This is a genomic window from uncultured Dokdonia sp., assembly GCF_947492535.1.
In the GTDB taxonomy this organism is placed as follows: Bacteria; Bacteroidota; Bacteroidia; order Flavobacteriales; family Flavobacteriaceae; genus Dokdonia.
In genome coordinates this window covers 44,728-70,609 of sequence record NZ_CANLNH010000011.1, presented here as the reverse complement: position 1 = coordinate 70,609, position 25,882 = coordinate 44,728, and the positions used below count along the sequence as shown (strand labels likewise).

Here is a 25,882-nt window from a genome sequence, read left to right as displayed (position 1 = left end):
TTAATAGATAAATACACGTTACTCTATTTTCTGAAATTATCTAGGTTGATTAATTAATCTATAAATTAAGATAGCAGTACGTTGCGTAAGCATTTCAATGGTGTTGAGATTTACGGTTTCTGAAGGTGTATGAGCGCCCGTTCCCATGGTGCCTAATCCATCGAGGCAAGCAACATATTCTGCGACAAAAGAGACATCTGCGGCCCCTCTTTTACCGGGATCATATCCTGTTACTTTAGGTTGTCCTAAATCTTGGCTTACTTGGCTTAAAACTTCTAATAATTCATAATTTTCTGGAGTAGGTCTCATTGCAGGGTAGCTATCCTGAAACTCCACTTTTGCACTTGTTTTCGGGAGATTGTTAGCTGCAATTTCTCGCATTTTAATTCGTGCTCGTTCTTTCTGATCTTCAGAGATAAATCGTAATCCCCCTTGAGCATATGCTGTTTGGGCTACAACATTTCCCTTTCCAAAAATGGCGCCTTTACTTTCTTGTGCTTGTAAATCCATAGTAGTGCCACCCAACATCATACCAGGATTAAAAGTTAAGAGTTCTTCTCCTTTTACATCGGTATAGAATTGGTGTAAGATACGGGCTAGCTCAAAGTTTGCACCAGCGCCTGTGTATTCACTAAAAATACCTGAAGAATGTGCTCGTTTTCCCGTTACCGTGACTTTCCAATTAGAAGAGCCTCTTCGAGCAACGGTCGCATTATCAAACCCTGTTGAGGTTTCAAAACCTAATGCAATATCGCTTTGCTTGGCTGCATCTATTAGTGGTTTTCTACTAATGCTTAATGGTTTTCCAGTGCTTTCTTCATCTCCCGTAAAAGCAACGGTGATTTGCGTATTTTTCAATAATCCAGATTCATATAGTGCTTTTAATGCATACAATACCACGACATTTCCTCCTTTCATGTCATTGGCTCCAGGACCTTTGGCAATAGAGTCATTTACCATTTCAAATTGCTGAAACTCGCTGTCTTTTTCAAAAACCGTATCTAGGTGTCCTATCAGTAATAAACGTTTTCCTTTCGTTCCTTTTGTAGTTGCAAATAAATGTCCTGCACGATTCATTTCTGAAGGCATTGTGATCCATTGTGATTCAAATCCAATATTTTGAAAGGCTTCTGAAAATACAGCCCCTACCTCTTTAACTCCATCTAGATTCAGGGTTCCGCTATTTATATTTACAACGTCTTCCAAAAACTGAATGGCTTCTGGGTTATTTTTAGATACTTGGGCAATGAGTTGTTGCTCTGGTTTTGTGATGTGTTGCGCTTTCGCGAAAGCGGACTGAAACAGCATCCCAATAACGATTAAAGGAACTATAAAACGAGATAAAAACATACTAATAAAGCGTTGATCGTATCACAAGGTACGGAAACTTTAAAAAGTAATGTCACTGTATTATAAATGCTATACGGAGTCTTTTTCTTTAAAATGGAATATAAAATAACTGATTTTTAGCGTTTAACATTTTATATTTCTATATTTATATTGAAAATAATAGGTATTATGAAAAAGCTAGTACATTTAAAAGGAGCAGAAGCGCTCACTTCTAAACAACAAAAGAAAATTACAGCAGGACTTGGATTTTTACCCGCTAATAAGGATTGTTGTGGATGTGTAGTTCAAAATAACAGAGGATTTCTAGAAATTATAGAATTAAGTTGTGACCTTAGTTGTCCTGATGGTGGTCAATCTGTTTCAGGATTAGGTTGTTAATTTTAGACGTTTTTTTAAGAATTTTAATTTATGGTAATAACTTTAGATTCACATTCTTTAATATGAAAGGAGCCTAATTTATTATTATTGCTAACACCATATTTATCTTTTGAAACACGATAATGAAATCCTTTTAAAGGTAAGTTTTTAAAACATTTATATTCTCCTGGATTAACGGAAATCGTACTTATGATAGTTGGTAATGTTCCATAATCTATGATTCGTATATAATAGAAATTTTTTGTGTTATTTTGAAAACAAATATCTCCTACGTTTTCTTTATCACAATTAGGGTTTTCACTTTTATTTTTTTCAATTTCTTTTTTCTTTTCTTCCCAACCTTCTAAATTTAAATATTGAGACATGTCATATGTGATAGGTAGTTTTTGAGAACCAGTAGCTATTATTTTTCCAGTTTGAGTGTCTGTAACTTTTATTTTGAGTCGTATAATACTATTAAAAACATACACTTTTCCAGTGATGTATGCATCAGCAGCGATGAGCATACCAAACTGTTTTTCTGTAGTAGGGTCAATAAGCCCCTCTGATTTTAATTGATGTTCTTGAAAATATTCTTCAAAAGTAGCTCTATCCATCACCTCATAGGAAATTGCTTTTTGAGGTAACCCTTCCCAAAACTCGTCTGTGATATACTCAGCAAGTCCTTCTTCATTATTTTTTAAAAATTTAAAAGGATATATCGCTATTTGAATGTTTTTCTTTTTGTTGAGTTGTTGCGCAATAGTTGCAACTGCTTTTCCAACTTCTGTATCAAAATCTTGAGCTTTTGCAGTATATGAAAAATGATAGAATACGATTGTAGTTAGAAGTAGTATGTTCTTCATCGTGTTATTTTTTTTAGTGCGTTTTGTTGAGCTTCTTGTTTTGTAAATCCAGACCCTGTGATTGTTTTTGAATAAGATTTATCAAGTTCAGGATTTCCTTGAGTATCAAATATTTCATAGGTTAATTGTATGTCACAAGCAAATCGTTTTGGTTTCACGCCAGATTCTCTATAGGTGTAACTTACTGAGCCTACACATAAGTAGTCTATGTGTTTTTTCATATCACTCTTGTACATAGAAAGGTCTCCTTGTTGTAGGTGTTCTTTTATTTGTGAATTGAGTTTTTTTGCAGCAATTAAATATGGAGTACTTCTATAATTTGAAAAAAGTGTTTTTTGTAACTGTTTTGCAATTTCAAGATCTAAAGTATCATTACGAAAGATAAACAAGGCAAGTTCTTCCTTTTCTGGAGTATTTACAAAAGAAGTATTAAAAGGAGATTTTAATACATATTTGTTAATAATATGTTGTGAGATAGGTTTCACATCTTTTTTAAAAATAGGATGAAAACCATTTGCAGTAAAATAATCAATCTTGCCATTAGGTTTTTTATAATACCATATACGAGGCGATCCATTTTGATAAAAAAATTGCGTGTTTATATTCACTTCTATTTTTTGGAAGTTATCAATCAGTTTTTTATCATACTCTTCTAATCTAGCTAATGATTTCCATGAGCAAATTACCTCTTCATAATGATCTTCATTCCACACCATGCAACGTTGTTCTTCTGATGGTGGTGAGGTAACCAGTTGTATTTTGTCTTTTAGAAAGTAGCTAGTTGTTATGAGTACTGCTCCAAATGCAATAACTATTTTAAGTGTGAGTGACCATTTTCTTTTTTTACGAGATGGAGGTTTTTTTTTATTTTCTGTAGATATATCAATCTCAGAATTATCAGATACAGTATCTTCTTTAGGAGTAGGATTAGAGGGATCAATTTTTTCAGTAATAGATTCTTTAGAATTCGTGTCATTCCGACTCTCATCTTTTATGGGAGTATGTATATGATCAGAGGAAAGATACCTTGAGAATGGTCTAGGTTTAAAATCAAGTAGCCAACTGACCATCTCTACACAAATATCTTCTGGCTTTTTTGTGATACCTTTTAAAAAGCTTTCAATAGGTCTAAACTTATCTAATTCATATGTTTCAATAATGGTAAGTTTTTCTTCTTCATTTTCTTCTCTGAATCCAAAAAAATCCTTGAGTGTTTTTTGGTCATGTAGATCATGATTTCTTTTTTCAAATACAAGAGCACATGCTTTTCTAATACGTTTCCTTTGAGGTTCTACTAGATAACTGTAGATTTCACCATCAATATCTTCTTTATATTTTTTAAGAATTTCCCTTTTATAGGTTTGAGTTGTTTTTCTTTCCATGGTTGGTGGAAATTATTTTCATATTTAGGAATATATGAGTTATGTATGTTACCTAAATATTGGTTAGTGATTATGCTAACATACTAATTGTATCAAATTACTTCTTACGGAAACCCGTAAAGCACATATTTATCTATGGTATTTTAGAAAAATGAATATGTGTTCTTATCATATATAGTAGGGTTTATTTTATCTTCTTTTTAGGAATTATAAGGGATTCCGAAGATTCCTTGGAATTCCAAGGAATCTTCGGAATCCCTTATACACAAAGGGTTTAATCGGTTATATATTTGACCCAAGAAATAGTTACTATTGTGTTTAGCTAACACACTAATTGTACAAAACTACTTCTTAGCAAAATCTATAAAACAGTTTGCCAATGTGCGATCGGAAAGTTACCAGCGGTAACTGTGATATAGACTTTCAACTTTCCAAAAATCAAGGAGAACTCACCCATGAGTAACGGGATCTTAAAAACCCGTACAGTAGATCTGAGATCGTCTCAGACAGGCTCTCCTTTTTCAACATTTTAAATTTTTTTAAATCATGAAAAAGTTATTTTTAATAGCCACAGTTTTTGGTAGTATGTTTTTTACTTCGTGTAACCCTGACGATTCAACACTAGATGAATTTCAAAACCCTCAAGCATGTTGTGGGGAAGACGGAACGATTCTGCCACCGCCACCACCGCCACCGCCAACAGGAAGTGGAAATAACGGCGGATAATTGTTAACTAAATAATAGTTAGTACTTTAGAGGGATGAAATGTTTAAAAACACCATCCCTCTTTTTTTTGTTTCTTTTCTGTGTAAAAAGTGGAAATCTTACCGCACAACAAACTATAGATAGAGATAGTATAGCATATTGGTCGGAATTAATCTCATCGCCTAAAGGAGAAAAAGATTTAACTAGGATATTCTTATACTTTGACAAGGCTAAAGAAGAAAGTATTAAGCAAAATGATACTACTGGTATCATTTATAATCTAAGTATGCTTTCAATTGCAGAATTTCGTTTAGGAGCTTATCAGGAGAGTAAAAACAGTGCGATATCTGCTTTAAAGCTTGTAGATGAAACAGAAATTAATGATTGGACTTTAGGAGTCATTATTAGCTTGTATAATAGTTTAGGAAAAGCTCATAAAGAGCTTAATGACTATGAAAATGCGATTGAATCATATGATAATGTGTTAAGATTATCTAATAACATAGATGACTGTATCAAAGCTTATAACAATAAAGCGAATGTTTATAGAGATGAAAGTAAACTACGATTGGCATTAATGGAATTTTCTTTTGCAAATGATTTAGACTATCTGAATAATAAAATTGAAAATGCAAGGGTATTAGGAAATATGGGATTTGTTCAGGCTAAATTAGAAGATCCTAATGGGATTGTAAATATGTTACAAGCATTAGCTATAAGAACAGAAGAAAACAATCTTACAGGCATGTTTTCGAGTTCTATAAATCTTACAGAGTATTATCGGTATAGGGATGTGGATTCTGCGTTGATGTATAGCAATAAAGCTTTTGAATTATCTAAAAAAATTAATAGTCCAATTTATAAGAAAGAAGCATTGTCTAATTTGCTAAAGCTTGAAGGAAACCCTAAATACGTAGAATATTTAGATATAGAAAGTAAGTTAAGAGAAAGTGAATTGGCAAGTGATATTAAATTCTCTCATGCAAAATATAATATTGAAAAAGAACGTCAGAGAGCTTTAAATCAGAGACTGCTAGCAGAAGCAAAAAACAAACGTCAGAGACTGATGTTTATCAGTGGGAGTATAATTTTCTTACTAATCGTATTCTTTCTATACCTATATCTACGATCTAAACACAAAAAAGAAAAAGTAAAAGTTGCCATACGAGAAACCTATCAAACGGAACGTCGCTTATCTAAAAAAGTACATGATGAGTTGGCAAACGATATGTCTGATATATTAAACTTTATAGGTCGTCAAGCTGAGATTCCAGATAGTGTTAAAAAACCTCTTGAAAATAAAATGGATAATATATATGATCGTACAAGAGACATCTCTGCTGAGATAGGTGGTTTTGATACTGCAAACTTCACACAGAGTCTTCATTTTTTAATTATGCAACATCATACAGAAGGGTTACAGGTATTAACGAATGTAAATGCCGGTATAGATTGGGATACATTACCTAATTATAAAAAGACGAATGTCTATCGTTGTTTACAAGAGTTACTAGTAAATATGAAAAAACATAGTGAAGCTGCCCGAGTGAGTATTATGTTTAAAAAAGAGGGGAATACATATCAAATACAGTATACAGATAATGGGAAAGGAGCAGTAATAGATAATGTAAGAAAGAGTGGTTTGAATAATATGGAAACCCGTATGCAAGACATAAACGGAAGTATTACTTTTAATTCATCAATAAATCAAGGCTTTAAGGCCAACTTATATTTTACGAATTAATTAATTTTCCTCAAATATGTTTACTAAAATAATCATTGCAGAAGATCACGATACAAACCACTTTGGAATAGAAGATGCTTTAAAAATGTACAATCCTATAATTGAAAAAGTTAAGTATTGTGATGATGCTTTACTGAAGATACGAGTATCTGCAGATAAAGGATACCCTTATGATCTCTTAATAACAGATCTCAATTTTGAAGAAGATCATAGAGAACGTACTATCGTTAAGGGAGAAGGGTTAATACTTGAAGCAAAAGAACTCTTACCTAACCTTAAAGTTATTGTATACTCTGTAGAAAAAAGAATAGCTCGCATTCAAAAGCTATATGAAAACTATCATATTGATGCTTTTGTAGAAAAAGGGCGTGATGCTTCCCTCCATATTAGAAAAGCGATTGAAACCATTATACAAGGACATTCTTATTGTACCCCAAAAACAAGTCAGTTATTACGAAGTACTGATGAGATTAACGAATTAGAAGAAAAAGATATCTTGTTATTAGAGTTATTGTCCAAAGGTGTCAAACAAAAATATATTGCACAACAATTAAATTGTAGTATTAGTAGCGTTGAAAAGCAACTCAACAAGCTCAAAGTCCTTTTTAATGCTAGTAATCCGGTACACCTTATTTCCATTGCTAAAGACTGGGGTGTAATATAAAATTATTATTAAATATTTAAAATGAAAGACATCATTGTAATTTTAGGTTTGATAGTACTTTTAGGTTGTAAAAATGAATCCTCCGATGTCTTTGACAAACATCAGAGCATCAGAAAAGCTGAATTATTAACAGGAAAAGAAACCACTCAATTCTTTTTGAGTTTTGAATTCAATGATGATATTCAAAAATATAGAAGAAAACTTGATTCTTTAAATAAAGTAGATAAAATTCAGAGTTATAGATATATGGAAGGTAGGGATACGATTGATGATGTTAAATATGAATTTAAACAAATTTCAAAATTAATAGGAATTGATTTTTTAGTACATCCTATTAGACATAATGATTCTTTGCAAGGGATTTTATTATCTGCTACAGACAGAAGGATGTGGAAAAGTAATTACAATTCAAATGAAATACTTTTTGATGCACTACTCGAAGAATATAAACTTAAGTATGGAGAACCAAATTTTAGGTCAAGACCATATAGTGTTTTTTGGATTAATGGTAATTTAGAAATTAATATTGATATTTCTGAACCTAAATCGATTTCTGGAATTAAAGTTGAACCAAGCTTAAGTGTTCGTTATAGTAACATTAAAAAGGAGCAAAAATTAATAGATAAAAGATATAAGAATGTTTATATGCTTGGATTCGATACTGAAGATAAATGGTATAAAGAAAAAAAAGAGCGAGAGAAAAAACCTATAAGTGACATTTGAAAAATATTTAATATTGGGATTCTATATAATTTATCAAAGAAATATAAAGTGTAAAATCAATTTTTACATTGAAGATTTGACTTAGAAATCTATCTTACCTAATATATTTAAACCCTTACGGATTTCCGTAAGGGTTTGTTGTTTAGCTAGTTTAGCTTTGGCGGTATACTAAAAACTCAAGAGATTATGGCAAAGCAACCACAAAGACCTCCTAATTGGCCAAGTAAAAAACCAGGAAATCCTTCAGGACCTAGAAGAGATAATAATCCTACTAGAAAACCTTCTAGACCAACTCCAACTAAACCTTCTAAAAAATAAACAAATGGCAAAATATTATGTAAATAATAATGCACAATCTAATGGAGATCATGAGGTGCATAAAAAAGGATGTATATACTTGCCGCTTGTAAAGAGTAAAAAATATCTAGGTGATTATTTGAGTTGTCAATCGGCAGTAATAGAGGCAAAAAAAACGTATTCAAAATCAAATGGATGCTATACGTGCTCTAATGCCTGTCACACCACTTAAACTTTTTATTATGAGAGCTTTCATTTTAATTGTATTCGTGATAACATTTATATCCTGTAATAATCGTTCATCGATTAAGGAAACTACACAAGATGCTTTGGTTATAAATAATGGATACTCATCTATCATTACCAAACCAGATTCTATAGAAAAGAATCAAGAAAAAGAAGTAGAATTAGTTGTACTAGATGCAAATCAAGTAGTCGAAGAATTCGAACTGCTTTATAAGCAACTATTATTTTTTAAAGATAGTCAAGATTTTAAAAAATATGGGTTTGCTATAAATGGTCCATATAGTGAATGGCTTAATAATGTTCAAGATTTAAAGGACAACTCAAAATCAAAATTATTATTAAGTGAAGGAATTATTGTTGTAGAACTTGAATTGCTAGGATTGGAATATGTATCCTCAAAAGGTAAAGAAACAACAGTAACGAGGCATTTCAATACTATATTTTCTGAAGTACTAGATAAACTATAAATACTATGGACATACATAACGCACTTAAAGCACTAGCAGATAAGATTAATCCACTTAAAAGTCATATTACAAATGAGGAATCTACAAAGCATGCTTTTGTGTTACCATTTATCAACCTTTTGGGATACGATACTTTTAACCCAACAGAAGTAGTCCCTGAATTTACAGCAGATATTGGGCTTAAAAAAGGCGAAAAAGTAGATTATGCAATCATTCAAAATGAACAACCTATACTTATTATAGAGTGTAAATATTGGAACACAAATTTAGATATACATAACTCACAATTGTTCCGTTATTTTCACACTACAAAAACACGCTTTGCTCTTTTGACAAATGGTATAGAATATCGTTTTTATACAGACTTAGAGGAAGCTAATAAAATGGATGAAAAACCTTTTTTAGAATTTGACATCACCTTATTAAAAGAAAATACCATTCACGAAATTGCTAAGTTTCATAAGTCAAATTTTGATGTAGAAAAAATTGTAGATAATGCGAGTTCATTAAAATATACAAAAGAAATAAAGAAAGTTCTTAATGAAGAGTTGCTCTCTCCTTCGTATGATATGGTTAAACTTCTTACAGGGCAAGTGTATTCAGGTAGATTTACAGAACGAGTTCACGAAGAATTTTCAAAACTAGTTCACAAAGCATTAAATCAAACTATTAGTGATCGTGTAAATGACAGATTGAATACAGCACTTACTAAAGAACACGAAAAGCAACAAGAAGAACATCCAATTATAGAAGAGAAAGAATCAAAAGTTATTACTACCGAAGAAGAGCAAGATGCTTATAGGATTGTAGTAGCTATTTTAAGACGTGAAATTCCTGTAGATCGTATCGTTGCAAGAGATACACAATCATATTTTGGAATTCTACTAGATAATAACAATCGTAAACCATTATGTAGATTATATTTTAATGGAAAGAAAAAACAGATAGGGATTTTTAAAAAGGAGAAAAAAGAGCAAAAAGAACATATAACCACTATTGAAGATATTTATCAATTTGAGAAGGAGTTATTAGCAACGATTAAGTTATATGATAATGACTAAAATTATTTGGATTTATCTATTATTATGTTCAAAACTACTTTTTTCACAATATGAAGAACGTATTCAAGAGCCAGTTGAAGTGGTCTCTAGTAGAAGTATTTATCTCCAATCTGGAATTGTTTCTAGCATAGAAGGATCATCCCGATCATTTGTAGAAGTAAATCTCCCGCCCAATACAGTTAGATGGTATTATAGTTTTACGACTTCAATATATAAGAAAAAGTTGGCGAGGATTAATTTAATGTCTCAACTAGTCGGCTTGTATACAAGCAATGTTGGATTAAAAGGAAATTTACAATCTAAAATTGAAATTCCAGAGGGGAGTTGTGGTATTGATATTTATGTGTTGGATAATGAAAATGTTACTCCTTTTGTAAAAAAAAGAAATTATAATCATCATATAGAAGGGACTGTAAAGAACACAGAACAGGCAGTTGTAGTGATAGATGATATTAAAGATGAGGTATTATACCTTGGGTTAAAAAACCCAGCAAGATTTATAGGGGTGCATATTAATATTGAAGTAGTTGCCATTGTAGAAACGATCATTGAACAGGAGAAATCAGCTGCGGTATTAAAAGCTGAGTTGTTAGGCTATGCCGCAAAAGATGAGTATGAAAATGGAAACTATACCATGAGTATTGCCTATTGTGAGAAAGTAAATCGTATTACAAAATTAGGATGGGTTACTTCAATAAAAGGATTATCACAATTACAACTATATGATACAGATAAGGCGCTTTCAACATTTTTTGATGCTATTTTATTGATTAAAGAACAATCCAATGCAGAAAATGTATTCTCAAATCTAATTATTGAGCTTAAAAAGATAAGACAAGAGCAACCTTCAATAGCTGAAGTTGATAAAATTATAAAAATGGTAGAAATGCAGGTAAAATAATTTAATATGAAAAATATAGTTATTGTTCTAATCCTTTTTTTAACACAGAGTATCTCTGCTCAAGGTCTAGAAATTAAACGCGAAGTACGACAACTTATACAACCCAGAAGTATGTATTTAAATGGCGGTCTTAATGCATCTGTAGGAGGAACTTCAAGAACGTACATTAAAGTAGATTTACCTCCCAATACAGTTGCTTGGTATTATAGCTTCTCTACTTCCAAACAACAATCGGAAAGTAAAAATCTGAATTTAGCTTCACAGTTATCATCATTACTTCAAACGTCAAAAGGGTCTATTCCAAATAGGTTATCAAACATCTATGTGCCTAAAGGTTCTTGTGCTATTGATGTTTATGTATGTGATTCTAAAAATATAAATCTTTTTCAACGTAAGGTAGATAATAATGGCGGTTCTTTTTATTCAATTTCTGAGGGAAATGTTAAGAACACATTACAAGGAGTCATACGAGTAGATGATGTTACTAATGGCAGTTGGTATTTAGGCATTAAAAATCCAAATCGATGGACAGGAGCAAATATCACTATTGAAGTGGCTGCCATTATTGAGTCAAGACCAGATATAGTAGGAGCCGTTCTCACAGCATTACTTACAAATAAGAGAGAACCTGCGCCTCCAAAATCTGAGGCACAGCGTAAAGCAGAATCTTATGGAACCTTGGGATGGGGATACTATGAGAAAAATAATATAGATAAAGCAATGGAGTATTGTAATAAATCCCTTTCTGTGTATGAATTAGGCTGGGTAAAAGCAAATAAAGGACTTATACTCTTAATTTCTGGTGAAAGCGATAAGGCAATTGAAACTTATATACACGCAATAGAGCTAGTTAAAAATCAGTGGAAAGCTAATGCGGTATTTTCAGAAATGATTCGAGATCTCAAGAAAGTAAAGAAAAAACGACCTGATATTTTAGAGACAGCAGAAATTATTCAAATGATACGATCACAGCGTAAAAATTAAGAGATGTTAAAAAATTTAGTGCTTATAGGACTTTCCTTTATAGTGGGCTGTTTTGTTTCTATGTATTTCCTGACATCTTTTGAAGTAGATATTTATAAAAAAGATGCAAGACTAGATGTTTCAAATAAACATTCGTATGAGTATTTACAAAGTAATTTTACTACTAGTAAAGAGGTTTATATCTGTAAAGGGCCTAGAAGTAAGCGATATCATTACAAAAAATCTTGTAGAGGATTAAAGCCATGCTCTACAGATATTTTTGAAGTTTCTATGTCTAAAGCAAAAGAACTAGGTAGGACTTTATGTGGATGGGAGGACTAGTATTTATGAGGCTTTCTTAAAAATGGGATTCTTTTTATAGCTCCTCAATTTAAAATACTTTTTGTATTTACGGAAACCCGTAACGTGTTGACTGTTAATGTTTTTAGATTTGGTAAAACATTAAAACCAACATATAATTATGGAATATAAAGTAGTACCTCTATTTAGATCTGCATCACCAGATAAAGAATTGCAAACCATCATTAATCAAAATGTAATAGATGGGTGGGAGTATAAAAATCATCAGTACAGCGATAAGCTAACGCCAGGAAAAGAAGGTTGTTTTGGTATTGGTGCTACGCCAGATACGGTGACACATGTAGGTCTCGTTGTTTTTGAAAAAAAATGAGATACTTATTGCTCATAACAATTCGTTTGTACTGGAAATTAATTCCAGCTTCAAGAAGGAAGCGATGTCTTTTTAAAGAGAGTTGCTCTCATTATGTATATAATATCACAAAAGCAAAAGGATTTATTACAGGTGTAAGTGCATTACATTATCGTTACAAGCATTGTAGGTCAGGATATACAATATTACAAGTGCCTTCTCAAAAAATATTAGTGTCTTCAAATAATATTGTATTTCAGGAAGAAGAGATTCATCCACGCTTATTAAATAACCATGAACCATTACAAAATGAACGACTATAAGTATAATTACATATCTATTATTTTTTTATTCTTTTTTGTGATTACGGCCTGTAGTGATCCTCAAATGTATGTGCTTGAAAAATCAGAAGGAAACAATGGTATAGATACTCTTCAAATAGAAAATATCAATTTCTATTTAGAAACCTCAATAAGTATGAAGGGGTATGTTAATTCTAATGTTTCAGGTAATTATACCTTAAAAGATGTTGTTCCTTTTTTGATTACAGATTTAGAAAGAGATTATGAAATCCCTACAACACTCCACACGATCTCAGACGTATCTCGTAAATACAAACAATCTAAAACGGTATTTTTTGATCAACTTAGAGGAGGATCATTACTTAATGGTAGGTCGTCAAAGTTACAACGTGTTTTTAGTGATGTAATATCCTCTACAAAAGCTACTGATATTAGCATTCTTGTATCTGACTGTATTGTAGATCTTGGAAAGACAGATACAATGGCAGAGGGTTCTTTAGTAACTAGTGAAATATATCAACAGTTAGTATATAACGAAAGCATGGGCGTTGCCGTTTTTAAATATACGAGTGATTTCAATGGAGATTATTATTATGATAGAAAGAACACTGGAGGTAATGTTATTTCAAACAGACCCTATCAAGGGGAAATTTTAAAGAATCGTCCTTTTTACATTTGGGTGTTTGGAGATAAAAATCGAGTCAGTGATTTAGTGTCAAAAGGAATTATTAAAGGGTATGCAGAAGCGCATACTTATAATTTAACTCCTAAAGAAGTAGATTTTGCCTTATTAGATCATCCTAAAACAGGGAAAATCGCTATTAATTCAGAAAAAGGAACCCTTATTATTAAAGAAATAGATGTAAGGCGTCCAGCACAATTTACCATAGGACTTCGTCTTCACAAACAAGAAAACCCATTAAATCAAATCATAATTTCTCCTACTAACTATTTGGTAAGCCCTGACTATATTCAAAATACAATAGATATACAAATTAAGGATGCAACAATGCTATTTTCTGAAAATATTCCAAATAAATCACAGATTAATCAAGAGGGATATACTCATTTTATTCAACCTACATTATCAGATTTTGATCCCACTACTACCGAAATTAAAATAAGTGTTCATAATAGAATACCTACTTGGATAGAAGATACCAATCTTGATGATGATCTAGGTGTTTCAACTAAGATATTAGAACACAAGACGTTTGCTTTTAAATTTATTTTAGACGCTTTCGCGAAAGCGTATACAGAAAAAAAACCACTACTAGAATTTACACTAACAAAACAACAGAAATAACACTATGGAAGCATTTTACTTTTTCTTTGAAGATTTAAATAATTGGTCCGTTTGGGATGAAAAAGGGTATCTCATAGGCTTTTTAATACTACTCATTACTACCCTGTTTTTTACGCTATTATACTATCTGTATTTTGGCAGGAAAAATATGAAATATGCTACTGTAGGAAAGTGGTTTCTCTTTAGTTTACTTAATATGATCGTTGTCTTTATAAGCACATTATTTATAGAAGGTTTTGCTGTTTTTGATCTAGCTTTTGACACTATTTTTTTTGAGATATGGCTTTTTACTTTGATCAATACTATATATGCTTTTGTATTCTATTTCATATTCTCTCTCATTTTTAAGCGTTTCTCAATTTTTCCAAAATATATACCTGTAAAATTTTAATACGATGTCAAAACCAAAATTATATCTGTTTGCCATTGGCGGAACAGGTTCGAGAGTATTAAGCTCCTTAGCAATGTTATTAGCCTCAGGCATTAAAACAAACACAGAAAAAATCATTCCTATGATTATTGATACAGACATCAATAATGGAGATGTAGAAAAGTGTCGAAATATTATAAAAGGGTATAATAATATTCATGATACGGTGTATAAAGGAATTTCTGATGATCAAGATCAAGGGTGTTTTTTTAGGACTAAAATTATGCCCCCTAAAGAGCTTAATATTAGCGGCACAGACTACGGGACGCTTAGAGATATGGTGAGTTATAATACCCTTAATGCAAAAGGCTTTAAAAACACAAAAGGACTCTTTGATTTACTCTACAGCACAGAAAATAAAGATATGCCATTAGAAAAAGGATTTTTAGGAAACCCTAATGTGGGAAGTGTCGTGTTAAAAAATGTAGTAGAATCTCCAGAATTTAAAGAGTTTACGCAGGACTTTAGTCAGAATGATCGGATTTTTGTGATTAGCTCCATTTTTGGAGGTACAGGAGCAGCAGGGTTTCCGTTGTTGATGAATGTATTTAGAGATCCAAATACACCATTAAATAATGGTGCTTTTATTAATAGCGCTATTATAGGTGGTGTTTCTGTATTACCTTATTTTCAAGTAGATGTAGAAAAATTTAATACAGGAGAAAGCGCGATTAATTCAAGTACGTTTATTACCAAAACAAAAGCCGCTCTTTCTTATTACAATAGAAACCTAAGTCCGCTTATAAATGCGATGTACTATGTAGGGGATACAAGACAAAGTAATTATGAAAATTTTGATGGAGGTATTGAGCAAAAAAACCCATCTAACTTTATAGAGCTTACAGCAGCATCTTCTATCATCGATTTTATGGATTATGATGCAACAGCAAACACAAAAGAAGATTTAGGGAGCCCCTCTAAGTTCTTTGAATATGGTCTCGATACAGATGTGGGCAGTATAGATCTTAAACATCTTAAAAATGATAGTTTAAAACGCAGCCTTCTACATTTCCATTATTTTAATATATATGTATCTGATTATATGAAAGAAGCATTACGTGACGAAAAATTAGCATGGCGTAACGAACTTAAACTACCAAGTAATTATGATTCTCAAAATTTCTTTAAACATTTAGAAAAATTTACAGGACTATACTATTATAGATGGTTGTATGAGACATCACAGGAAAGACATGATCGTAAGTTTTTACCATTTGATCTATCCATTATAAGTAATAGAGATGAACTAGGGAAAGACGTAGATGGTTTACTACCTGTTAAGACACATATCACTAATGAAAAACTTTTTACACTTATTACTGGAATGCCTGCAAACAAAAAGCAATCATTTTTCAGTAAAGATAGCATCAACTATGATGAAGAGTTTTCAAAATTAGCTAGTGATATCGTAGATCTCCAACATGGGAATATGGATAGAGATGTACATATACTCTTGAATAAAGGTATAGCTGAAATTATAGCAAAACGCTTTGTTCTTTAATTGTTTTATGAATATTTAATGTAAAGACTTTAACACAACCAGACATGTCACATAAATTAAGCCTTATACCTGAACAAAATATTGCAAATAATGGTTGGAATGCCTATCCTAATAATCCTTATGATGAAAATAAGATACAAGAGATAAAGGATAATATAAGTAAGATAGAAGTTCCAGTTACCTCTATTCCTTCCCCATTTGCACAAATGCATCTTTTTGAAACTTCTTTTACATTTATCAATAAAGCTTTTGTTGATGATTCTTCAGTACTTAGAGGTAAAACAAGTTATCATAAATACATTTCACAGTGTTTAGATGTGTTTGAGATTTTGTTTAGTTATGAAACTTTAAAACTTCAAGATAGAATAGAAATTCAGCTATGGAAAAAGGAAGAACTTACAGCATTAATAAAAGATAAAAATGTAGGATTGAAGACTTTTGCTGAAACATTGAAAATTTTTATCACAAATTATAACAATGATAGACGTTTTGTAAATCAAGGAATTACAAATGCTTTTGATGAATGTGTTTTAATTTACATTGATAATACGATAGTAGCAGGTACTTCTCCATATACAGGTTTTTTTATAACAGGAGATTCAGTATTAGTTACTATATCTGATAAGCAGAATAGAAAATTCTTTTCTACGAATAAGGCATTGTATGAAAGAGAAGAGGATTTTCAAAAGTACATGAATGTGCTTTTTACTACAGAGCCAGAAGTGGCGCAATCATTTAAGGAATTACAAACGTATATAAAAAATAACAACACAATAACAGCTAGTGATGATGTAAGACAATTAGTAGGAGAATTAGAAAGAGGTAATACTACAGAATTAGTAAGGGATTATAAAATTCTTGAGATTAATAATGAAGAAATTAGCTTTTTAAGTGGAAGAGTACCTTTTTTATGTGAAAAATTTAATAGTATAAATGAACAACAAATAGCTAAAAATAGTGACTTTGTTATTAAAACATCTAAACGATTAGAACGCCCTCCACTTGCTTTATTAGAAGGAGTTACTAAGAAAAGATGGACATATCTGGATAATACATTTCCAGAAAATTGTATCGTTAGATCTACAGCTTCCATAGAAGATCGGAAATTACCAGAATCTGTTATAGAGTATCCTTGGATTACTCGTGATGATGTTCTTTCCAAACACCTTATCCAGTTAGAGTATAATGTAAATATAGATAAGTACTGGTTACCTCAAGGGCCTGTAAAAAATATCATATTACCAGTGACTCCAACCTATTTTAATTATTTTACTATAGAAGACCTCAAAAAACAGATCACTGTTGAAAAATTGAACCTAGGAGCCATATTAATAACATTAGATATTCCTGTACAGGGAGATAATGGTAGAGGTACTATAAAGTTTGAACGAACCTATGATTTTGTCGCTCCAGAAACGATAGATAACCCAGATTATGGAGCGGTAGTTAAATCTTCTCTTGCCTTTGGAATCTATCCATTTTTTAAAGTTTCAGACCCTGTATTTAATGACAGATACAAAGCACTTTCTTTTCATTTGAAAGGAGAAGAAATAGACTATCAGTTTTTTAGAGAAGAAAATACAATACCTACGATAGCAAGGGTAGAAGCTAATGCACATTCCAGAACGCGTAAGGATGAGGGATATCCTTCTATTTCTACATATCTAGATATTACAAACATTACATATGATACACAAGGAGAATTAACATTTGATGGTGATCGTGATATCACGTTTGACGGAATAATTGTAACAGTAAAAAATCTAGATGAAAATACAACATTAGATGGTTGTCTACTTCCTTTAATGGGAGAACCTAGGCAGCTTATAGATGGAGATACGTCTATAGCTTTTGATATAGGAACAAGTAATAGTTTTGTGGCTTTAAAAACAGCAAATCAGGTAGAAAATTTATCAAGTTATGAAGGGAAAGGAAGTTCTATACAACCACATTTCGTATTACTTAATGAACGGGCATCTGAAGGCGAAGAGTATAAGAAGAATGATCTCAATGAAGTAAAACCTATTTATGGGGTTGTACAAGATGCAGAGTTCTTACCAAGCATGGTAGGTGACGACTCCCTATTTAAATTTCCTATACGCTCAGTAATTAATGTAGATAATGATACCAATGCAGAAGATAAAAATAGTATCAATATACTTTCTAATGCTAATATTCCTTTTGCTTTTGGACATAGTGTTTTAAGAAATGAGTATGATTTTTCACATTCCAATATTAAATGGGGAATAACTGATAGTGAAAATCAAGGCGCTTATAATAAATTGAGAGGATTTGTAGAAGAACTTGCTTGGATAGGGAGAAACAAATTATTGAGTGAAGGTTACCAACCTAAGGTAGCTAATGTAATCTGGTTTAAACCATTAAGTATGGCTACTAAGCAGACTAGTACATTAAATATAATTTGGGAAGAATTATATACTAACTATTATAGTAAAGCAGATAATATTTCAAAGCTAGTATCTGTTACTGAATCTTGGGCACCTTACTATAGTTATGATAGACCTTTTGGAGCTGGTGAGGTCTTTATGAATCTAGATATAGGTGGTGGTACTACAGATCTTATTGTGTTTAAAAATAACAAACCTGCTTTGACGACATCGTATCGATTTGCTGGGAATAGTCTTTTTGAATCCTATGGGAGCCATAATCCTTTTGATAATGGATTTGTATCAAAATATGAAGATCAGATGTTAAAGTATTTTGGAGACGATGTTAAAAAGATAAAGACAATTGAATATATCAAAGAATCAAAAGGACTGCAATCTACAGACTTAGTAAGTTATTTCTTTAATTATAAAATTTTCATTAAAAACCTAAAGTTAGATAGCGAGTTTAAATTGCTCTTCTTGATTCATAACTGCGCTATTTTTTATCATTCTATACAAATTTTAAAGATGAGTGAAGTTGATAAACTTCCATCTTATATAGGAGTAAGTGGTAATGGTGCTAAACTTTTAGAAGTTACTAATATAGATAAGAATCTTAATAAATCTCATGGAATGTCTAAAGTTGTGCAATTCATTATTAAAGAGATTTTTGAACTAGAAGAACTCCATAAAATAGAATTGCAGATTTTAAACAATCCAAAAGAATCGACTGCTATTGGGGGTATACAAGGAATCGAAAAAATCAAACAAGAACCGACACTCGACACAGAGAATTATTACATTTCAGTAGGGACAAAACAAGATCTTATTAAAGAGACAGATAAAGAAGCACAAAAGAATTTAAAATATGCAGACTTTATCGAGGAAGATAATACAAAGATTGATGAGGTTACTGAGAACATTGTTTCCTTTTTTGAATATTTCTTTGACACACTATGGTATCAGGCAGATTTTGTAAAGAATTTTGGAGTAGATAAATCTTATAATACAGATAAACTCAAAGTATTCTTTACAGATACCTCAAAAATAAAAAATACCATACGAGAAGTCATTAACCACAAGATCGAAGTAGAACAAGAGCGCTTTATTAATGACACCTTTTTCTTTGAGGCGATAAAAGCATATCTCTATGCATTTTCTAAAATTATTGTGTCTGATACTATTAACGAATTTAAAGGCGCGTAGTGATGAAATATACATATAGTTTATACGTAGTTTTTATAAGTTTTTTAATGTTATTGGGGTGTAGTGACAGATTAGAACCAGAAGGCTCTATAGAGAATACTATTGATAGCAATAAAGAAGAAATAGAACAGTTAGGAGAAGAAATATTTGAAAGAGATAGTATTAGTGTTGTTGAAAGAAAAAAAGAACTTATCATAAAGTTTTATGATAAGATAGGCTACAAAATGATAGATCGTGTATTGACAGATCGTGTTTATAAAAGTAGTCCAGAAAATAAAATTGTTTTAAAATCTATTTCTTTAAATGAATTTAATTCAAAACTTAAGAATGGAACTGAAAGTGAGAAAAACGTAAAATTATATGTAAAATCTCTAGTTAAATACAGGGACATGCTATTTTTAGACTTAGCAAAAGATTCTATTTATAAAGGATTAGATAATATCTTAAAAAGCCGTTTTTATATTGATACTATTGTTGGAAAAGAGAGAATTTCTAATGAGTTATATATAAAACTAAATGATGAAATTAAAGCAAATATTGATACTCTAAAAAATGATATTGAAGAATTAGATTTAAAAGGAAATCAAAAGCCTCTTGAAAATCTAGTAAAAGAAGAAAATGGGATAACTATCCCGGATGAGGGTAAAAACAAATTCAAGAAATTAATTGAATTCATAAAAAAACAAGGCTTACTTTTTTTGATACTACTTTTAGTTAATATCATACTTAACATACTACAATATATATTCTATAAGAAAAAGAGAAGGCAGTTAAATTCAAAACTATCAAAAGCTACAGAAAAATTAGCTTCAATTAAAACGAAACCAGAAAACAAATCTGATGATGTTTTTAAACCCAAACCCTCAAAGTTAAGTGACCATATTGTAAAGAATAAAATAGAAAATGCATATGAAACGATGCATAAAACGCTATTATATAACTATCATCGAGACTGTGTAGAAGATCAGGAAGTTACCTATAATACACTTCTTTCTGATACCATAGCAGCAGCTCGATCAGAAAGGTTTACTTCAGAACAAGAATTAACCTCCTATATTTCTAAACAAATTCAGAAGCATCGTGCATTATTAGAAATTGATATACAAGAATGTGTATCTCAAGATATGGCAATACAACAGATACATACTCGTATTACAACAGAAGATTTTCTCCCCACAATAAACACAGCAATTATTCCTGAGTCTGAGGTGCGAGCAAAAGTACAGCTATTAAGACAAAACCTTATTAATGAGCTTCCGCTTACAACAACACAAGAAGTGCTCTCTGGAATTATAAACGATTTTAAAAAAAGTATAGAAACGCATCTTCATAAGATGTTACAGGAAAACCTTGTTTTTTATTTCCCATTTGCAGATGTGAGGGGAGCACTCTCGGACGAAAAAAAATCCAAGACAAAGGCACGTGATAGTGCTTTGCAACTATCGCTTTCTTCCGATAATATTACACAAGCTACTTTCCATTTGTTATTAGATCAGGAACAGATGATGCAAGCAGGAATTATGAGTTATGACTCGTTGTTACTCCCTATTTGTGAATTAAAACCAGAAAATTTTAATTCATCAGGTACTAGGATAGAAGAAATAGGAACACAAGGAGGAACAATGACACTAGAAGATGGTAAGTGGCGTGTAAAAGAAAAACTCTCTATTAAAATTGTATAAAAAAATGTGATGGGTTTATACGCTTTCGCGAAAGCGTATAGCATGCGCTAACGATAGTAAATTTATTATATTATGGAAATATTGGTTGTATTACTACTTATAACACATATCATTGTATTATTTCTTTTATGGAAATATATAAAGACATATAAAGAGAATAATTTTAATTATTTAAATAAAGAACTTAAAACCCTTAAAGGTTTTTTTTCTCAAGGACTTCTGGTTTTAGAGAAAAATGTAACGGCTTTTACAGCATTATCTACAGCATCGCTAGACTCATTGGAAAAAGAGCATACACATTTAATTAGTGATCATAAATCAAAGTTTAAGGAAGTAACGGCTTTCATTAAGTCAGACTACACATCCCTCACAGAATTACTCAAAACAAATAATGATTTGTTAACGAATCTTCTTGAGCGTACAGAGGAAAACATTACAAAAAATAATGACTTAAAACCATTACTAGTTAATAGTAATGATGAACTTGAAAAAGTGTATGGAAAAATAAAAATGGTAATCTCTAATTATGAAAAAAATCTAAAAGATATCAAAGAAGAGATAGAAGATGCACTCCAAATTATAGAGGAAAATATGAGTAGCAAAATCAAGCAAATTGCTATAAGTGGAGAGAAGACAATCGCAAACTCTTTAGAAAATAGTAAAGACACCATAGATAAAGTAACTCAAGAAACCAGTAGCGGACTTAAAAAAGTACTTAAAGAAAATCAAATACAATTGCTTACAGATAAGGTAGGAATCATGGAAAAAGAGTTACAGGAAGGACTTGAAAAAGTGCAAGAAAACCTATCTGGTCTTGATGAAATTTTTATGTTAAAACTTAAAGATTATCAAAAGGAATTAAGCAATAAAAAAGGATTTTTAGGCTTCTAAAATTAGTATCATATGTATTCTTATTTAAAATCTATATTACTACTACTCGTGATCACTTCCTGTTCTCCTGAATTAATCACTATACAAATGATAAAAGATAATCCTACTAAATATGCAGCTAAAGATTATTTTATAATATCTAATATTTCTATTGTAGAGACAGCATCATTTTTGAATTATTCTATAAGTATTATAGAAGATGAGACAGGTAGTATCCCTTTTATATCTAGTAAGCCGTATAATCATTCTCAAGCAATAGCTAAAGAACAAGTAAAATACGTTCGTATTTATAGTGATAAGCAACAAAATGTAGAACTATTGGTAGATAAAAAAAGCAATGACATGATTAAAACATATGGTCCCATGGTAGCTAATCTTATTTTAGAAACATCCTTAAAAAGTTTATAATGATTTAAATTAAAGCCTATTGCACTCATTTAAAAATATATCACTCCTTTTTTTCTTATGTCTTTTTCAGTTTGTAAACTCACAAGTTGCTAAAAAACAATACATTCTTTCTTCGGGAAGTATGGGTGGAAACTATAATAAAACAGGAGCTCTTATTACTAGAGTCTTAGATAGTATTTATCCACAGTTTCAATTTATAAATATTGAAAGTTCAGGATCTTTAGAAAACATTCAACAACTAGATAACCGATTTGCAGATTTTGCTATTGTACAACGAGATGTGCTTTTAGAGAATATATATGACGAGGTTAATGGTATAAAAAATGTAGAAATCATTCTTCCACTATTTGAAGAAAAGTTATTGGTTTATACAAAGAAATCATTAGCAATTGATAATTCCTTGGTTCAAAGCTGTAAAAAGTTTAAGAAAATAGGATTTACGAGTAAGACAGGTTACTCTTTTAAAATATTTGAAAAAATCTGCAGATTATTGAATGTAAATCTCAATGATATAGAGATCGTAGAAGGAACGTATCCTGTATTATCTCAATTTTTAATTGATGGTAGTATAGATGCATTAGTTACATTTTCACTTCCTATACAAAAAATCAATACAGATAAGACAATAGGATTGGTGAGTTTGTCAAATTCAGAAATCCAACTCATAATAAGTAAAATTAATAATGTATCTCCTATTAAAATTGAGGCTGGCGATCAAAAAAAGACAATAGGTAGTTGGACGTTTTTTGTAGGATTAGATAAAAGTATTGGAGATATTCATGAATCTACTAAAAAGACGATATCGCAGTCTTTATTTGAAGCTGCAAAAAATGATAAATCTGTAATTGCAGAGAGTATCAAAGAAAGTGTTATCTATTTTCAGAATAAAGAAAATCATGGCTTTATTTATGGTATTCCTATGAGTACATCTACAGGAAACCTCATGAATTACACATCTTGGGATATCGCTAGAATAATATTTCTTTTTTCTCTTTTGTTAATTGGAGGCATAGCGCTATACATTGCTCGTAAACAATTAGTTAATATAGATATGTATATCGTCTGGATAAGATATAAGCATATTATTCTTGGCATATTTTTCATATGTATCCTTTACTATATAAGTGTAGAAGTATTACTCATAGCAGAATCTTCTTTTTACAAGAAACTAGGCATTAAAAGTAAAGTACTTAACTTAACAAAAACAGATGTTCACTTCTGGATTATTATTACGAATCTAACAGGTAATAATAATAATATTTTCCCTTTATCATATGTAGGACAACTTATGTTATCTTTTAGTTCTTATATATTAATAGTGGGCTCTATTATTATAGGTTTTTGCGAGTATTTAATTTATAAATTCAATAAAAAGAGAAAACAAGGACTTATGCAATTCAATACTAAAAATCATATCATAGTGATAGGCTGGAAGAGTACAACTTCTAAATTTCTTGAAGAACTTATCAATGCTAAGAACTCTTACAAAAAGAAGCTAGGAAAGATCATCACTATTGTAGAAAATCCGTTACAAATAATAGAAGATTATCCTGAAATAAAAAAATTACAAGAAAAGCGATATGTTGAGTTCGTTGCTGGTGATGCAACTGATGAAGTAGTACTAAAAAATGCTAATATTGAAAATGCTAATACGGTTGTCATTCTCTCTGAAAACACAACAAAAGAAGCAGATCAAAAAACACTTTTACGGTCTTTGGCAATATCTCGCTATTGTAGGAAGAAAATGTTAGAAAAAACAAATAGTCTTGAAAAAGTAACATCAGAATACAAAAAACATGAAGTAGATAAATATATAGACTCCATTTATATAATTGCAGAATTAAATGATCAAAAATATACAGAAGATCTTAAAAAATCTGATGTAAATGAGATAATAAACAGCAGTGTCTACAGTAAAAATATAATTACACAAAGCTTATTAAATCATGGTGTATCAAAAGTATTGGATGAAGTGCTTAATTATAATGAGTTTAATGAGTTCTATACAATAGATTTAAAACTTCAAAAGTTTAAATCATTGGTACGTAAAACATATGATCAATTAATACCTGTATTAAGAGATAAGGGTATTTTATTGATAGGCGTAAGAGTTGTATATCATAATACTAACGATCAGGAAATCATAGATGAAGAAACCCTAAAGCAACTATTAGAAAAAGAAGGACTAAGCCGACAAATTATTGTAAATCCAACAGATCCAACAGAAAAAGAGAGAAGAACAGATGATGATGATCAATTAATTGTATTCTGTACAGGTGCTGGTGTTTTAGAAAAAGCTTTTGTTAGTATATAAGAAATGTTTTTTTAATGCAATTAATCTTTGTACGCTTTCGCGAAAGCGTATACCTAAGGACCTATCATTTTATCATGGCATGATATATAATGCGTTATGATTTGAGGTGTTTATATGTGATTTTTAAATGTATAGTAATTATGCTGCCATAGGAAGATTTTCTGGTTGTAATACAATAACTTGAGGTGCTATTTCAGGAGTGTTTTCTTGTATATTAAAAGCAGGAGATACGTTATAAGATACCCAGATTTGTAATAATTTTACAGGAATTTGAATAGCGTCTTTCATTCCTAATTTAGAATCGTCTACATGTACCCAACGGTTTAAAGGTTGCTCATACATTTTATTCATAATTTCTTTTGAACCAAAGTGTTTTTTTAAACGTAAAAAGATCTCGACATCAAATAACCATCTCGTTAAGAACGTATTATTATACGCAACAGGGATCGCATTTCTTCTAAAAACTTTTGCGCCACACTGTGTGTCTTCTATTGGAAGACCTAAAATGAAGAATACAATGGATTTTACAATTTTAGAGAATAGGCTTCTAAAGATATTTCTTTCTATTTGACCTTCACCTTTTCCTCTAGATCCATATACAAGCATTAGTTCCTGATTCTTGTGAAGTGTGTCTGTGAGACTTTTAAAGTCATCAAAGTCTGTGGAGAGATCGGCATCTATAAAACCAATGTAATCGATGTCTTTTCTATTAAATAGATATCTTGATCCGAATCGTACGGCAGCAGCTTTACCTGCATTTTTTTTGATATCTACAATACTTACTTTAGTCGGAGCACTTTTTTGTATTGTTTCTAAAACTTCTATAGTATTGTCTTTGCTTCCATCATTTACGAAACATAGATGATACGATTCATGAGTTGTAATAAACTTAATAAAAGCATCTACAGGTAAACGTTTTTCTTCGTTGTAGCAGGGTATGATAATTCCAGTTTTCATGTTGTATTTATTTGGGTTTCTTAGGTCAAAAGTAGCAGGAGATGCTTCCCTTTTTGAGTAATATTCGATGGATGGCGCTTTTGTGTAGGTGAATGAAAAAAA

At 30.9% G+C, this 25,882-nt stretch carries 26 protein-coding genes; 22 read left to right on the top strand and 4 right to left on the bottom strand.

Annotation, left to right across the window (positions count from 1 at the left end):
• Positions 1 to 36: 36 nt before the first annotated feature.
• A complete protein-coding gene (locus tag Q1A60_RS14805) occupies positions 37 to 1,350 on the bottom strand; it encodes a M20/M25/M40 family metallo-hydrolase (protein ID WP_299762402.1) in 1,314 nt (437 codons plus the stop codon).
• Between the two features lie 168 nt (positions 1,351 to 1,518).
• Here Q1A60_RS14805 and Q1A60_RS14800 point away from each other — a divergent pair, with 168 nt between their 5' ends.
• The gene (locus Q1A60_RS14800) at positions 1,519 to 1,728 is read left to right on the top strand and encodes a hypothetical protein (RefSeq protein ID WP_299762404.1); all 210 of its coding nucleotides are present in this window, start codon (positions 1,519 to 1,521) and stop codon (positions 1,726 to 1,728) included.
• 23 nt (positions 1,729 to 1,751) lie between these two features.
• Here Q1A60_RS14800 and Q1A60_RS14795 read toward each other — a convergent pair whose 3' ends face one another.
• Together Q1A60_RS14795 and Q1A60_RS14790 are read right to left on the bottom strand one after the other, a co-directional pair.
• On the bottom strand, positions 1,752 to 2,573 hold the full coding sequence (locus Q1A60_RS14795) for a CsgG/HfaB family protein (RefSeq protein WP_299762406.1): 822 nt from the start codon (positions 2,571 to 2,573) through the stop codon (positions 1,752 to 1,754).
• On the bottom strand, positions 2,570 to 3,955 hold the full coding sequence (locus tag Q1A60_RS14790) for a hypothetical protein (RefSeq protein WP_299762408.1): 1,386 nt from the start codon (positions 3,953 to 3,955) through the stop codon (positions 2,570 to 2,572). The genes Q1A60_RS14795 and Q1A60_RS14790 overlap by 4 nt, the downstream gene beginning before the upstream one ends.
• 546 nt (positions 3,956 to 4,501) lie before the next feature.
• Between Q1A60_RS14790 and Q1A60_RS14785 the strand changes: the two genes are divergently transcribed.
• The 21 genes from Q1A60_RS14785 (at position 4,502) to Q1A60_RS14685 (ending at position 24,823) form a co-directional block, all read left to right on the top strand.
• Positions 4,502 to 4,681, top strand: coding sequence for a hypothetical protein (locus Q1A60_RS14785; protein WP_299762410.1), 180 nt, complete (start codon positions 4,502 to 4,504; stop codon positions 4,679 to 4,681).
• Between the two features lie 67 nt (positions 4,682 to 4,748).
• Positions 4,749 to 6,404 carry a hypothetical protein gene (locus tag Q1A60_RS14780; protein WP_299762413.1) on the top strand — a complete coding sequence of 552 codons (1,656 nt, stop codon included), beginning with the start codon at positions 4,749 to 4,751 and terminating at the stop codon, positions 6,402 to 6,404.
• A gap of 16 nt (positions 6,405 to 6,420) precedes the next feature.
• Positions 6,421 to 7,068 (top strand): LuxR C-terminal-related transcriptional regulator, encoded by a 648-nt coding sequence (locus Q1A60_RS14775; RefSeq protein ID WP_299762415.1) that lies wholly within the window; start codon positions 6,421 to 6,423, stop codon positions 7,066 to 7,068.
• 21 nt (positions 7,069 to 7,089) lie between these two features.
• Positions 7,090 to 7,791, top strand: a complete 702-nt coding sequence (locus Q1A60_RS14770) for a hypothetical protein (protein ID WP_299762417.1) — start codon at positions 7,090 to 7,092, stop codon at positions 7,789 to 7,791.
• 186 nt (positions 7,792 to 7,977) lie between these two features.
• Positions 7,978 to 8,109 (top strand): hypothetical protein, encoded by a 132-nt coding sequence (locus Q1A60_RS14765; RefSeq protein WP_299762419.1) that lies wholly within the window; start codon positions 7,978 to 7,980, stop codon positions 8,107 to 8,109.
• A gap of 4 nt (positions 8,110 to 8,113) precedes the next feature.
• A complete protein-coding gene (locus Q1A60_RS14760) occupies positions 8,114 to 8,320 on the top strand; it encodes a hypothetical protein (protein ID WP_299762421.1) in 207 nt (68 codons plus the stop codon).
• Positions 8,321 to 8,330: 10 nt separating this feature from the next.
• On the top strand, positions 8,331 to 8,801 hold the full coding sequence (locus tag Q1A60_RS14755; protein WP_299762423.1) for a hypothetical protein: 471 nt from the start codon (positions 8,331 to 8,333) through the stop codon (positions 8,799 to 8,801).
• Between the two features lie 5 nt (positions 8,802 to 8,806).
• Positions 8,807 to 9,862, top strand: a complete 1,056-nt coding sequence (locus tag Q1A60_RS14750) for a type I restriction endonuclease (RefSeq protein WP_299762425.1) — start codon at positions 8,807 to 8,809, stop codon at positions 9,860 to 9,862.
• Positions 9,855 to 10,763: a hypothetical protein gene (locus Q1A60_RS14745; RefSeq protein ID WP_299762427.1), complete on the top strand. Its 909-nt coding sequence runs from the start codon at positions 9,855 to 9,857 to the stop codon at positions 10,761 to 10,763. The genes Q1A60_RS14750 and Q1A60_RS14745 overlap by 8 nt, the downstream gene beginning before the upstream one ends.
• A 6-nt stretch (positions 10,764 to 10,769) precedes the next feature.
• Positions 10,770 to 11,747, top strand: a complete 978-nt coding sequence (locus tag Q1A60_RS14740) for a hypothetical protein (protein ID WP_299762429.1) — start codon at positions 10,770 to 10,772, stop codon at positions 11,745 to 11,747.
• 3 nt (positions 11,748 to 11,750) lie between these two features.
• Positions 11,751 to 12,068: a hypothetical protein gene (locus tag Q1A60_RS14735; RefSeq protein ID WP_299762431.1), complete on the top strand. Its 318-nt coding sequence runs from the start codon at positions 11,751 to 11,753 to the stop codon at positions 12,066 to 12,068.
• 139 nt (positions 12,069 to 12,207) lie between these two features.
• Positions 12,208 to 12,417 (top strand): hypothetical protein, encoded by a 210-nt coding sequence (locus Q1A60_RS14730; protein WP_089370121.1) that lies wholly within the window; start codon positions 12,208 to 12,210, stop codon positions 12,415 to 12,417.
• The gene (gene yidD / locus Q1A60_RS14725) at positions 12,414 to 12,719 is read left to right on the top strand and encodes a membrane protein insertion efficiency factor YidD (RefSeq protein ID WP_299762436.1); all 306 of its coding nucleotides are present in this window, start codon (positions 12,414 to 12,416) and stop codon (positions 12,717 to 12,719) included. The genes Q1A60_RS14730 and yidD overlap by 4 nt, the downstream gene beginning before the upstream one ends.
• On the top strand, positions 12,706 to 14,004 hold the full coding sequence (locus Q1A60_RS14720; protein ID WP_299762439.1) for a hypothetical protein: 1,299 nt from the start codon (positions 12,706 to 12,708) through the stop codon (positions 14,002 to 14,004). The genes yidD and Q1A60_RS14720 overlap by 14 nt, the downstream gene beginning before the upstream one ends.
• 4 nt (positions 14,005 to 14,008) lie before the next feature.
• On the top strand, positions 14,009 to 14,395 hold the full coding sequence (locus Q1A60_RS14715; protein ID WP_299762442.1) for a hypothetical protein: 387 nt from the start codon (positions 14,009 to 14,011) through the stop codon (positions 14,393 to 14,395).
• Between the two features lie 4 nt (positions 14,396 to 14,399).
• Complete coding sequence (locus Q1A60_RS14710; protein ID WP_299762445.1) at positions 14,400 to 15,935, top strand: hypothetical protein; 1,536 nt, start codon at positions 14,400 to 14,402, stop codon at positions 15,933 to 15,935.
• A 44-nt stretch (positions 15,936 to 15,979) separates the two neighbouring features.
• Positions 15,980 to 19,528 carry a cell division protein FtsA gene (locus tag Q1A60_RS14705; protein ID WP_299762447.1) on the top strand — a complete coding sequence of 1,183 codons (3,549 nt, stop codon included), beginning with the start codon at positions 15,980 to 15,982 and terminating at the stop codon, positions 19,526 to 19,528.
• A gap of 2 nt (positions 19,529 to 19,530) precedes the next feature.
• Positions 19,531 to 21,210 carry a hypothetical protein gene (locus Q1A60_RS14700; protein WP_299762450.1) on the top strand — a complete coding sequence of 560 codons (1,680 nt, stop codon included), beginning with the start codon at positions 19,531 to 19,533 and terminating at the stop codon, positions 21,208 to 21,210.
• Positions 21,211 to 21,282: 72 nt separating this feature from the next.
• On the top strand, positions 21,283 to 22,101 hold the full coding sequence (locus tag Q1A60_RS14695; RefSeq protein WP_299762453.1) for a hypothetical protein: 819 nt from the start codon (positions 21,283 to 21,285) through the stop codon (positions 22,099 to 22,101).
• Between the two features lie 12 nt (positions 22,102 to 22,113).
• Positions 22,114 to 22,509 carry a hypothetical protein gene (locus Q1A60_RS14690; RefSeq protein WP_299762456.1) on the top strand — a complete coding sequence of 132 codons (396 nt, stop codon included), beginning with the start codon at positions 22,114 to 22,116 and terminating at the stop codon, positions 22,507 to 22,509.
• Between the two features lie 19 nt (positions 22,510 to 22,528).
• A complete protein-coding gene (locus tag Q1A60_RS14685) occupies positions 22,529 to 24,823 on the top strand; it encodes a TAXI family TRAP transporter solute-binding subunit (protein WP_299762459.1) in 2,295 nt (764 codons plus the stop codon).
• 138 nt (positions 24,824 to 24,961) lie between these two features.
• Here the strand turns inward: Q1A60_RS14685 and Q1A60_RS14680 are convergent, their stop codons facing one another.
• Entirely contained in the window at positions 24,962 to 25,780 is an 819-nt protein-coding gene (locus Q1A60_RS14680) for a dolichyl-phosphate beta-glucosyltransferase (RefSeq protein WP_299762462.1), read from the bottom strand.
• Positions 25,781 to 25,882 lie beyond the last annotated feature (102 nt).

Coding starts and splice junctions, on each gene's coding strand:
- Q1A60_RS14805 (WP_299762402.1), bottom strand. CDS start 1,350: ATGTTTTTATCTCGTTTTATAGTTCCTTTAATCGTTATTGGGATGCTG.
- Q1A60_RS14800 (WP_299762404.1), top strand. CDS start 1,519: ATGAAAAAGCTAGTACATTTAAAAGGAGCAGAAGCGCTCACTTCTAAA.
- Q1A60_RS14795 (WP_299762406.1), bottom strand. CDS start 2,573: ATGAAGAACATACTACTTCTAACTACAATCGTATTCTATCATTTTTCA.
- Q1A60_RS14790 (WP_299762408.1), bottom strand. CDS start 3,955: ATGGAAAGAAAAACAACTCAAACCTATAAAAGGGAAATTCTTAAAAAA.
- Q1A60_RS14785 (WP_299762410.1), top strand. CDS start 4,502: ATGAAAAAGTTATTTTTAATAGCCACAGTTTTTGGTAGTATGTTTTTT.
- Q1A60_RS14775 (WP_299762415.1), top strand. CDS start 6,421: ATGTTTACTAAAATAATCATTGCAGAAGATCACGATACAAACCACTTT.
- Q1A60_RS14770 (WP_299762417.1), top strand. CDS start 7,090: ATGAAAGACATCATTGTAATTTTAGGTTTGATAGTACTTTTAGGTTGT.
- Q1A60_RS14765 (WP_299762419.1), top strand. CDS start 7,978: ATGGCAAAGCAACCACAAAGACCTCCTAATTGGCCAAGTAAAAAACCA.
- Q1A60_RS14760 (WP_299762421.1), top strand. CDS start 8,114: ATGGCAAAATATTATGTAAATAATAATGCACAATCTAATGGAGATCAT.
- Q1A60_RS14755 (WP_299762423.1), top strand. CDS start 8,331: ATGAGAGCTTTCATTTTAATTGTATTCGTGATAACATTTATATCCTGT.
- Q1A60_RS14750 (WP_299762425.1), top strand. CDS start 8,807: ATGGACATACATAACGCACTTAAAGCACTAGCAGATAAGATTAATCCA.
- Q1A60_RS14745 (WP_299762427.1), top strand. CDS start 9,855: ATGACTAAAATTATTTGGATTTATCTATTATTATGTTCAAAACTACTT.
- Q1A60_RS14740 (WP_299762429.1), top strand. CDS start 10,770: ATGAAAAATATAGTTATTGTTCTAATCCTTTTTTTAACACAGAGTATC.
- Q1A60_RS14735 (WP_299762431.1), top strand. CDS start 11,751: ATGTTAAAAAATTTAGTGCTTATAGGACTTTCCTTTATAGTGGGCTGT.
- Q1A60_RS14730 (WP_089370121.1), top strand. CDS start 12,208: ATGGAATATAAAGTAGTACCTCTATTTAGATCTGCATCACCAGATAAA.
- yidD (WP_299762436.1), top strand. CDS start 12,414: ATGAGATACTTATTGCTCATAACAATTCGTTTGTACTGGAAATTAATT.
- Q1A60_RS14720 (WP_299762439.1), top strand. CDS start 12,706: ATGAACGACTATAAGTATAATTACATATCTATTATTTTTTTATTCTTT.
- Q1A60_RS14715 (WP_299762442.1), top strand. CDS start 14,009: ATGGAAGCATTTTACTTTTTCTTTGAAGATTTAAATAATTGGTCCGTT.
- Q1A60_RS14710 (WP_299762445.1), top strand. CDS start 14,400: ATGTCAAAACCAAAATTATATCTGTTTGCCATTGGCGGAACAGGTTCG.
- Q1A60_RS14705 (WP_299762447.1), top strand. CDS start 15,980: ATGTCACATAAATTAAGCCTTATACCTGAACAAAATATTGCAAATAAT.
- Q1A60_RS14700 (WP_299762450.1), top strand. CDS start 19,531: ATGAAATATACATATAGTTTATACGTAGTTTTTATAAGTTTTTTAATG.
- Q1A60_RS14695 (WP_299762453.1), top strand. CDS start 21,283: ATGGAAATATTGGTTGTATTACTACTTATAACACATATCATTGTATTA.
- Q1A60_RS14690 (WP_299762456.1), top strand. CDS start 22,114: ATGTATTCTTATTTAAAATCTATATTACTACTACTCGTGATCACTTCC.
- Q1A60_RS14680 (WP_299762462.1), bottom strand. CDS start 25,780: ATGAAAACTGGAATTATCATACCCTGCTACAACGAAGAAAAACGTTTA.